General features: G+C 50.0%; 1 protein-coding gene. It reads right to left on the bottom strand.

Annotation, left to right across the window (positions count from 1 at the left end; genetic code table 11):
• On the bottom strand, window positions 1–2,075 hold a 2,075-nt coding region (locus Q0526_RS15125), incomplete at its 3' end, for a glycoside hydrolase family 95 protein (protein ID WP_298735352.1).
• Window positions 2,076–2,096: the final 21 nt, after the last annotated feature.

The following is a 2,096-nucleotide window of genomic DNA, read 5'->3' as shown; positions in this document are numbered from 1 at the left end:
GTTTGCACTTTTCCTTTTTCCCATTTCATCTCTTCCAGCAGAAAACCGCCGCGACAGCGAATTCCTTTTATTGTGCCATGTTCCCACACATCGGGCAATGCAGGCAGGAGATGAATGGCACCGTCATGGCTTTGTACAAGCATTTCGGCTATGCCGGCCGTGCAGCCGAAATTGCCGTCTATCTGGAAAGGCGGATGGGCATCGAACAGATTAGGATAGGTTCCCCCGTTTTGTCCGCGTTCATCGGTGGTGGGGTGGAGTTGTTCGGTAATCAGTTTGTAGGCGTGATTACCGTCGAGCAGCCGTGCCCATAGGCAGACTTTCCATCCCATAGACCAACCGGTGGAGTGGTCTCCACGGGCAATCAGCGATTTCTTGGCCGCTTCAAAAAGAACGGGAGAATTATAGGCGCTGATTTGACGGCCGGGATATAGTCCCCATAGGTGGGAAACATGACGGTGGTGATCCTGAGGATTGTCCCAGTCTTCCATCCATTCTTGCAACTGTCCCCAGCGTCCTACCTGCATGGGTGCCAAATGCTTGGCCACGGTTTGCAGGCTGTCTGTGAAGGATTCATGCTCATTCATTAAGGTGGCGGCTTGAATGGTATTGTGGAAGAGGTCGTAAACCATTTGATTATCCATCGTAGCACCGGCAACAATTACAAAATCGCGTTTACCGTTAACAGACGGACTGTTTTCCGGTGAATAGGAAGGAGCTACTACCAGCCAGTTGTTTTGGGGTTCGCGTACTAAGAAGTCCAGATAAAATTCGCAGGCGCCGCGCATAATCGGATAAACCTCTGCCAAATAGTTCTTATCGCCGGAGAACAGATACCGATCCCATAAGTGCTGGCAGAACCAGGCGTTACAAGTGGGCCAAACACCATATTTAGGACCGTCTACGGCGCCTGTACTGCGCCATATATCGGTGTTGTGATGCAACGTCCAGCCACGGCAGCCGTACATGGCGGCACTCTCGCGACCTTGTATGGCTACTTCTTTTACCAATTGCAGAAACGGCTCGTGCATTTCGGGCAAGGTAGTGGTTTCTGCCGGCCAATAATTCATTTCTACGTTAATGTCGGTGGTGTACTTCCCGTCCCAGGGAGCGCGTAACTGATAGTTCCAGATGCCTTGCAGGTTGGCGGCTTGTCCACCCGGCTGTGAAGAACATATTAAGAGATAACGTCCGAATTGGAAGTATAGGGCAGCCATTTGCGGATCGGCAGTAGAACTGAATTCTTTTACACGCCGGTCTGTCGGTTTCTTGATTTGGGAATTGCTGCCCAAGTCGAGGGAAACGCGGTTAAAGTATTTTTGATAGGCGGCAATGTGGGCTTCTTTTCTTTTTGCGTAGTTCTTGCCGGCCTGCTTCATGTATTGCCGTGCGGTTTTAAGTGCATCTCCCGATACGTCTTTGTAGTTTATGAAGTTTGTGCCGATGGAGACGTACAGAACAACGCTATTGGCATTCTTGACTTGCAAAGTACTGTCGGAGGTTGCTTTTAGCGTACCGCCGTTATTCTCAATCCGGGTAAGTGCGGTGAATCGAACCTTCCCCTCAATGCCTTCGTGGTCGTTGGCCTTTCCGTTGAGCTGCAATTCGTTGCGGGAAGAGATGCAGCGCTCTGTGTTTTCGGTATAAGGAGTGGTGTAATGCGCAGTGAAAGAAATGCTTCTTTTTTTCGAGGCTGTTAGTCTGATAACTAATAACCGGTCGGGAAATGAGGTGAATGTTTCCCGTACGTAAGTAATGCCATTGGCTGTGAAACGGGTGGTGGCTATTGCCTTTTCAATATCCAGATCCCGGTAATAGTCATCGTATTTACTGATTCCTTCAAAATCGAGATGCAGTGTGCCGACCGTTTGATACGGCATTCCATTGGCAGATTGTGAGCAGATGGCAGGGCCGCATAACTCTTGCGCTTCTTTATTTTTCCCTTCGAATATCAGTTGGCGTATGCGGGGCAACGCTTCTTTTGCCTTGGGATTGGTGTTGTTGTGAGGTGAACCGCCCCAAACAGTCTCTTCATTGAGCTGGAACCGTTCGTGTATGGGGTCGCCGAAGACCATTGCTCCCAAGCTTCCGTTGCC

This window comes from uncultured Subdoligranulum sp. (genome assembly GCF_937890665.1).
The sequence above is the reverse complement of the archived record's forward strand: the minus strand, read 5'-3'. Positions and strand labels throughout refer to the sequence as shown.